At 66.1% G+C, this 6,953-nt stretch carries 7 protein-coding genes and 1 rRNA gene; 2 read left to right on the top strand and 6 right to left on the bottom strand.

Annotated features, from left to right (window positions below; all coding sequences use genetic code 11):
• Nucleotides 1-68 precede the first annotated feature (68 nt).
• Nucleotides 69-1,289 (bottom strand): acetyl-CoA C-acetyltransferase, encoded by a 1,221-nt coding sequence (locus ACWGQ2_RS09685; RefSeq protein ID WP_452016669.1) that lies wholly within the window; start codon nucleotides 1,287-1,289, stop codon nucleotides 69-71.
• The gene (locus tag ACWGQ2_RS09690; RefSeq protein ID WP_452016671.1) at nucleotides 1,289-2,092 is read right to left on the bottom strand and encodes an SDR family oxidoreductase; all 804 of its coding nucleotides are present in this window, start codon (nucleotides 2,090-2,092) and stop codon (nucleotides 1,289-1,291) included. Before ACWGQ2_RS09690 ends, ACWGQ2_RS09685 begins: the two co-directional genes overlap by 1 nt.
• 61 nt (nucleotides 2,093-2,153) lie before the next feature.
• Here ACWGQ2_RS09690 and ACWGQ2_RS09695 point away from each other — a divergent pair, with 61 nt between their 5' ends.
• Entirely contained in the window at nucleotides 2,154-2,699 is a 546-nt protein-coding gene (locus ACWGQ2_RS09695) for an acyl-CoA thioesterase (protein ID WP_452016673.1), read from the top strand.
• Here the strand turns inward: ACWGQ2_RS09695 and ACWGQ2_RS09700 are convergent.
• Entirely contained in the window at nucleotides 2,696-3,475 is a 780-nt protein-coding gene (locus ACWGQ2_RS09700) for an enoyl-CoA hydratase/isomerase family protein (RefSeq protein ID WP_452016675.1), read from the bottom strand. The genes ACWGQ2_RS09695 and ACWGQ2_RS09700 overlap by 4 nt on opposite strands.
• A 76-nt stretch (nucleotides 3,476-3,551) precedes the next feature.
• Here ACWGQ2_RS09700 and ACWGQ2_RS09705 point away from each other — a divergent pair, with 76 nt between their 5' ends.
• Complete coding sequence (locus tag ACWGQ2_RS09705; protein ID WP_452016677.1) at nucleotides 3,552-4,751, top strand: NADH:flavin oxidoreductase/NADH oxidase; 1,200 nt, start codon at nucleotides 3,552-3,554, stop codon at nucleotides 4,749-4,751.
• Between the two features lie 80 nt (nucleotides 4,752-4,831).
• Here the strand turns inward: ACWGQ2_RS09705 and ACWGQ2_RS09710 are convergent, their stop codons facing one another.
• The 3 genes from ACWGQ2_RS09710 to rrf form a co-directional block, all read right to left on the bottom strand.
• Nucleotides 4,832-5,269, bottom strand: coding sequence for a nuclear transport factor 2 family protein (locus ACWGQ2_RS09710; RefSeq protein WP_452016679.1), 438 nt, complete (start codon nucleotides 5,267-5,269; stop codon nucleotides 4,832-4,834).
• Between the two features lie 5 nt (nucleotides 5,270-5,274).
• Nucleotides 5,275-6,045, bottom strand: coding sequence for a hypothetical protein (locus ACWGQ2_RS09715; RefSeq protein WP_452016681.1), 771 nt, complete (start codon nucleotides 6,043-6,045; stop codon nucleotides 5,275-5,277).
• A gap of 214 nt (nucleotides 6,046-6,259) precedes the next feature.
• Nucleotides 6,260-6,376: ribosomal RNA gene (rrf, locus tag ACWGQ2_RS09720) — 5S ribosomal RNA — on the bottom strand.
• Nucleotides 6,377-6,953 lie beyond the last annotated feature (577 nt).

The raw sequence follows: 6,953 nt of genomic DNA on the forward strand, positions 1-6,953 counted from the left end.
GGCGGTGAAGCATCTTCGCTTCGCCGCCCGGCCTCTTTTGCTGTGCTGGTTTGCTGCGCCGGGCGCTGTTAGCTCAGGCGCTCCAGCACCATGGCCATGCCCTGGCCGCCGGCCACGCACATGGTTTCCACTGCGAACTGTTCGTCGCGCTCCTGCAGGGCATGGATCGCCGTCGTCGTCATCCGGGCTCCGGTCATGCCGAACGGGTGGCCCAGGGCGATCGCGCCGCCGTTTACGTTCACCTTCTCCGGGTCGATGCCAATGTCATCGATGGAGGGCAGCACCTGGGCTGCGAAGGCTTCGTTGAGCTCCATGATGTCCATGTCGGAGATGGACATGCGGGCGTTGGCCAGCGCGTTCTTTACCGCGTTGACGGGGCCCAGCCCCATCAGCTCCGGCGTCATGGCCGAAACACCGGTGGAGACGATGCGGGCCAGCGGAGTGAGTCCCAGCTCGGCGGCGCGGCGGTCGCTCATGATTACCAGGGCGGCAGCGCCGTCGTTCAGCGGGCAGCAGTTCGCCGCCGTGACGGTGCCGTGCTCGCGGAACACCGGCTGCAGGGAAGCCAGCTTCTCCAGCTTCACGCCGGCACGGGGGCCGTCATCGGTGGAGACCACGGTGCCGTCGGGCAGCATAACGGGGGTGATGTCCGTCTTCCAGAAACCCCGTGCCGCTGCTTCCTCGGCCCGGTTCTGGCTCCGCACTGCCCATTCATCCTGGGCGGACCGGGAAACGCCGCGCAGCTGGGCGACGTTCTCCGCGGTGTCTCCCATGGAGATGTAGATATCCGGCAGCTCGCTGTTCTCCCGCGGATCGCTCCAGCGTGCGTCCGGATCGGCGGCAAGCTTGCGGGTCCGCTCCATGGCGTCAAAGTAGGTTGGGTTCTTGGTGTCCGGCATGCCGTCTGCCTTGCCGAGGCCAAAGCGGGAGACAGCCTCGACCCCGGCGGAGATGAACACGTCGCCCTCGCCCGCGCGGATTGCGTGCATGGCCATCCGGGTGGTCTGCAGGGAGGACGAGCAGTAGCGGTGCACGGTGACGCCGGGAACGGAGTCCAGGCCCAGCTGCATGGCCACGATGCGGCCCAGGTTGTAGCCCTGCTCACCGGCGGGCTGGCCGCAGCCCATCATCAGGTCATCAACGGTTCCGGGATCCAGTTCCGGTACGGCCTCGAGGGCTGCACGGACCATCTGCGCAGCGAGGTCATCGGCGCGCATTTCACGCAGCGAACCCTTCTGCGCGCGGCCAATGGGTGAACGGACTGCGGAAACGATTACCGCCTCAGGCATCAGGAAGCTCCTTTGATTCTGTTGGGTTTGCGAAAGTCTGCGTTGGGGGTGTGCGCCAGGAACGCCGGCCATTCCCCGCCGCCGTCGACGTCGAGAACGGCTCCGGTGATGTGGCTGGCCAGCCCGGAGGCGAGCAGCACGCAGGCCGAACCGATCTCGGCCGGGATGGCCAGCTGACCGCGCGGGATGGTCGCTGCCACCCGGGCGTAGCTCTCCTCATCGCCGTAATGCTCGGCAGCGCCTTCGGTTGCGACGAGCCCGCAGCTGACCGCGTTGACGCGGATATGCGGTGCCCATTCAACGGCCAGGCTGCTGGTCAGTGATTCCAGCGCCGCCTTGGCCGCACCGTAGACGGCTGTTCCGGGGCTGGGGCGCCGGGCGCTGATGGAGGTGATGTTGATGATGGACCCCCCTTCGTCCTGGGCCATCATCACGGGGTGCACGGCCCTGGCAACGTGTGCCGCGGAGAGGAAGTTCAGTTCCGTGACCGCGCGCTGGTAGCGTGCCGAGCCGGCCTCGAACGGCCCAAACGGAGACCCCCCGGCATTGTTCACGGCGACGTCGATGCGGCCGCGGCGTGCGGCGACGCCGTCAACCCAGGCGCGCACCGCCTCATCGTCGCGAACGTCCAGTTCGGTGAATCCCACGGAGGGCGGAAGAACCCCCGGCTCCGGGTCCGTCCGGCCGCAGGTCTCCACAGCCGCCCCGGCGGCAAGGAAGGAATCGACGACGCCGGCACCCACACCGCGGGCACCACCGGTGATCAGAACCACCCGTCCTGTGAGGTCAATAGTGATCGGCATCGGCTTCCTGTTCCCCGGTCCATCTGATGTGAATAGCCACGTTACCAAACAAACGCTAGGTTTGTCGCGTGCATTCTTTTATGCGTACCGGTGCTGGCTGCAGCACCGGGACAACGACGACGACGGGTACCTGCCGATGACTTTGACCGCACCTTCACCCCATACCGGCGAACGGCGGCCGCCACTGCACCAGCACACACAGCGGCTGTCCTACGCGGACACGGATCCGGCCGGGATTCTCTACTACGCGGCCTGGTTCCCGCGGATGGAAGCGCTGCAGACCGAATGGCTTTTCCTGAACGGATTCCGGCAGGACACCCTGCTGGAACGGTTTGGCTGGTGGACAGTCTCCCGGGCCACCCACTGCGACTACCTCGCCGCGGCCCGGCTCTTTGAGGAGATCACCATTGAGCTCCGCGTCGGGGAGATCGGAACATCCTCGGTGCGGTTCGACTTCGAGATGTGGCGCCGCACAGATGAGGTGCAGGTTGCCGCTGCTTCCAACTGGCTGGTGACGGTCTCCCCGGACCAGCGCCCCATCCGCATACCCGAGCCGCTGCGCAGGTGCCTGGATGCCGCCGGCCAGGGTGACCCGAACGGCAGCTAAACCGTCCGGCTGCCGGCTCGCACGGTGCGGAAATCGACCGGCGTCCGTGCCAGGAAACCTTCCCGCGCCAGGGCATACTCCGGGCTTTCGAGCAGATCCGACTGGACAGCCAGCTCACGCCGGGCAGCACCGGACAGGGCCTGGCGGTCCGCTTCCCGCAGCAGTTTCTTTGTCTGGACGGCTGCCTCCCGCGGTGCCGAACATATCCGGTCAACCAGTTCAGCCACCCTGGCGTCGAGTTCGCCGTCCGGGACCACTTCACCGGCCAGACCCCACTGTGCCGCGAGGGCAGCGGGGATCCGTTCCCCGCCAAACGCCATGCGTGCCGCGCGGGCACGTCCGGCGCCGGCCACAACGGAATGCGTGGCGCCGCCGTCGGGCACCAGTCCGAGCGGAAGGAAGGGCAGGAGGAAGAACGCCGATTCTGCCGCCAGCACCAGATCGCATGCCAGCGCGATGGATGCGCCCACACCCGCGGCGGGTCCATTAACGGCCGCGATCACCGGTGGTGGAACTGACGCCATGAGTTCCACCAGCGCCCCGGCAGCTTCAACCGTTTCAGCTGTCACCTCGGTCCCCAGGTCCGCCCCGGTACAGAACGCCCGCCCCACACCGGTGATCACCACGGCATTGCAGTCCCGGGCATCCTGAAGCTCAGCGGCGAGCCTGCGGATGGAGGCAGTCGAGAGGGCATTCAGCCGCTCGGGGCCGTCGATGCGCAGGTAGGCAACGCCCTGAAGGACCTCCACGCTGATGTCCGTCTCCGCTTTTTCCACGCTCAGGTCCCTCAATTCCGGTCGGTATTCTGCATTTTATGCACCGTACCAAACTATTGCTTGGTACGGTTGTTGCATGATGGATGAAAACGCCCCTGCCGGCACACTCTTCACTCCCCTGTCCGTTCGCGGCACCACCCTCTCCAACCGCGCCGGGGTCTCCCCCATGTGCATGTACAGCGCCACTGAGGGCTTCGCCAACGACTTCCATCTGGCCCATCTGGGCCGCTTCGCCCTGGGCGGGGCAGGCCTGGTGATCGTGGAGGCGACCGCCGTCGAACCCCGCGGCCGGATATCCCACCACGACCTTGGACTCTGGGACGACGCCCAGACCGCCGGGTTGGCCAGGATCGCAACGTTCCTCTCTGCCCACGGGACGGTTCCGGGCATTCAGCTGGCCCACGCAGGACGCCGGGCCTCGGTGCGCGAGCCCTGGCACGCAGGGGCTCCCCTGGATGAATCGGATGCTGCGGCCGGGCTGGCTCCGTGGCCCGTCGTCGGGCCTTCGCCGACCCCTGCCGGCACGGGCTGGCAGGAGCCGAAGGAGCTGGACGCCGGCGAAATCCGCGAGTCCGTCGACGCGTGGGTGGCAGCGGCTGAACGGGCCGTCCGGGCCGGGTTCAAGTTGATCGAGCTGCACGGCGCGCATGGTTACCTGCTGCATTCCTTCCTGTCTCCGGTCTCGAATCAGCGCACCGACGAGTACGGCGGGAATGCCGAGAAGCGCATGCGGTACCCCCTGGAGGTGATCCGCGCCGTGCGTGCTGCCATTCCCGACGACGTAATCCTGTCCTACCGCGTCTCCGCCGTCGACGGCGTGACTGAGGGCGGCACGCCGTTCGACGCCGTTGTTGACTTTGCCCGCCGTGCCGGGGAAGCCGGCGTCGACGTCATCGACACTTCCTCCGGCGGCATCAGCGCGGACCGGTCGGTGGATACCCGGGTGCGCCGCGGCTTCGCTTTCCACGCGGACTTCGCGCGGGAGCTGCGCCGGCAGACCGGGATGCTGGTGGCCTGCGTAGGGTTCGTCGTCGATCCGGAACAGGCGACGCGACTGATCGAGGAGGGTTCCGCGGACATTGTGCTGCTTGGCCGGGAGATGCTGGACAACCCGAACTGGGTGCAGCATGCACGTCGGCAGCTTGGCGCGGACGAAGCGCAGCACTGGGATCAGCGGTTTGGCAGTGCGTTGACACCGCGCCTGCGCACACTCGAACAGCTCGACGCCGCCGGGGAGACTCCGCTTTCACGCTTTGAGCAGTCGTCGGCCCGGTAGGGCGGGAATTGACTGGAAAACCGGCTGCCGGGCGGTAACGCTCGGCAGCCGGTTGGTTTTTGGAGGGCACCCGCATGCACCTAGTGTTTGAGCAGCGCCCTGGCTTCTTCGACACCGGTGAGAAGCCGGTTCGTCCGGTTGGCAACCTTCCAGCCGGACTCCGTCCGCACCAGTTCCCAGCGGTTCGCACTGACACGCTCTGCGACCCAGACGCCGTCGCGGTGCACCAGCACTACGGAGTGGTTTACCGCCGTCGCACCGTCTCCTTCGATCCTGATGGTCGGCGACCCCAGAACGTGCGCGCACCCGGCCTGCATAAGTTGCCGGTGCGATTCGAGTTCCACCAGGCCGCCGACCTCTGAGCGCTCCAGCGTTGTGGAATCGAAGGTGTAGGTCCCCGCGCTGTCCCAGAGTTCGCCGATCCCGGCACCGTTTCCGGCGTCGGCCAGTGGCCCGTAGCTGGCCAGGAGTTCCGTGATGCTGGCCCGGTCCTCCAGCGCCTGAAGGCGCTCTTCCACGCTTGTCACCAGTCCTGCCAGGGAATGATCGTGTTCAGGGGTGCCGAGAACAGGACTTTGCCGGTCTCCGCCGGCGCATTGGTTCGGGCGTTCATGTCCCGCTGGGCTTCCAGAATGCCGGACGTGGTTTCGGCTACGTCCTCATCCAGGTAAAGGACGCGGATCCGCAGCTCTCCGGGCCCGTAGGCGCAGTCGGAATCAAAGAGGAGCGTCGAGTGCTGCTGGACGTGGCTGAAGGAAAAGGTCCAGGCTCCGGCTACGCCCGGGACTTCGAGCAGCTCCGGTATGAGGTGCCTGTCTTCCCAGGCGAACCAGTCGTGTGCCTCAATGCCGTGCGGTTCATCGTAATGCGTCAGCGTGAGGTGAAGTCCGCGGTTGGGGCGGTAAGGAAGTACATCGGGGTCCAGCAGGATCCTTGGTGCTGAATAGCCCTTCACCGGACGGAAGAATCCCAGCAGTGGTCTGCTCACACCCGGGATGATGGGCCCTCTTCCCCACTGGAAAGAGGCCTCGCCAAGGCGGTCCCACTCTTCCACGCTCTCCTGGACCGGTGAACGGAACCAGTACATGGCCACGTAGTCGGTGCCTTCGAACGGGCTGGCAGCAACCTGCTCCGTGGTCGAATCCCTGGACCGCCCCCACCGGTCACCCCAGGCGACACCGGGCAGGGCCAGGTTTTCCGGGCGGTGGTCCAGCTGGTGCCAGCGGTTGTACGCGGCATGCTGAGAGGCGTCCGCGAGTTCCACAAAAGAGAAAAAGGCCAAATCAGCGAGCATCGGTCTCCTTAGGCTAACGCTTGTTTGGTTACGGTACCAGAGAAGGGAGGATTGGTGCCCGAAAGCGGCGGGTTATGTCTCTCGGGTGGTGGGTGGGGCGTGGGGCGTGGGCGGCGCGGGCTGGGCCGCAGGGAGAGGTCCAGGGAGGGGGATCCGGGGCGTTAAACAGATGAAGACCCATACGTCCTTGTATGGGTCTTCATCATCACGGTATGTCCGGCGGTGACCTACTCTCCCACACCCTCCCGAGTGCAGTACCATCGGCGCTGTGGGTCTTAGCTTCCGGGTTCGGAATGGGACCGGGCGTTTCCCCCACGCTATGACCGCCGTAACCCTTTGTCCTCGCTTGCGCGGGAAATCCTGGGTCACGCGCCGCTTCCTGATTCCGTTTCCGGAAACTATCTGCAGCGGTGATGCTCTACTATCTTACCCTGTTTTCGAGGTCCTTTTGACCACCCCGACTGGACCCCTCCCGGCCCCCTGCCCCATCTGGCCCCGCCGGGACCAATGCCCGACGAGGGACAGCGTCCCACCCTGAAGCAAACTCCAATGACCGCGCCGTGGTTCCCACGGTTTGTGGCATGTGTTGTCTGGTGTGGTCCCACTGGGTAACAGGTGTCACTATGCGTGGGAAGGGCGGCAGGCTGCCGGGAGGCCAGGCAGTGTTGAACCGATGATGTTGGAGGACGCGGCCCTGGACTAGGCAGTGCTGGCCGGCCGGGCCAGCCGACGCGGAAGGGGTTCCTGCCCGTGAGTGGCCGGCGGGGTTCGCGGCGGCCGGATAAGCCCGGACCGGGTACGGGTTGTTAAACGGCTGTTAAACGGGTCAGGCCCCGCAGCGTTGCGGGGCCTGAGCCTTTTTAATGATTGTCCGGCGGTGACCTACTCTCCCACACCCTCCCGGGTGC

It is taken from the genome of Arthrobacter sp. NPDC055585 (genome assembly GCF_053619115.1).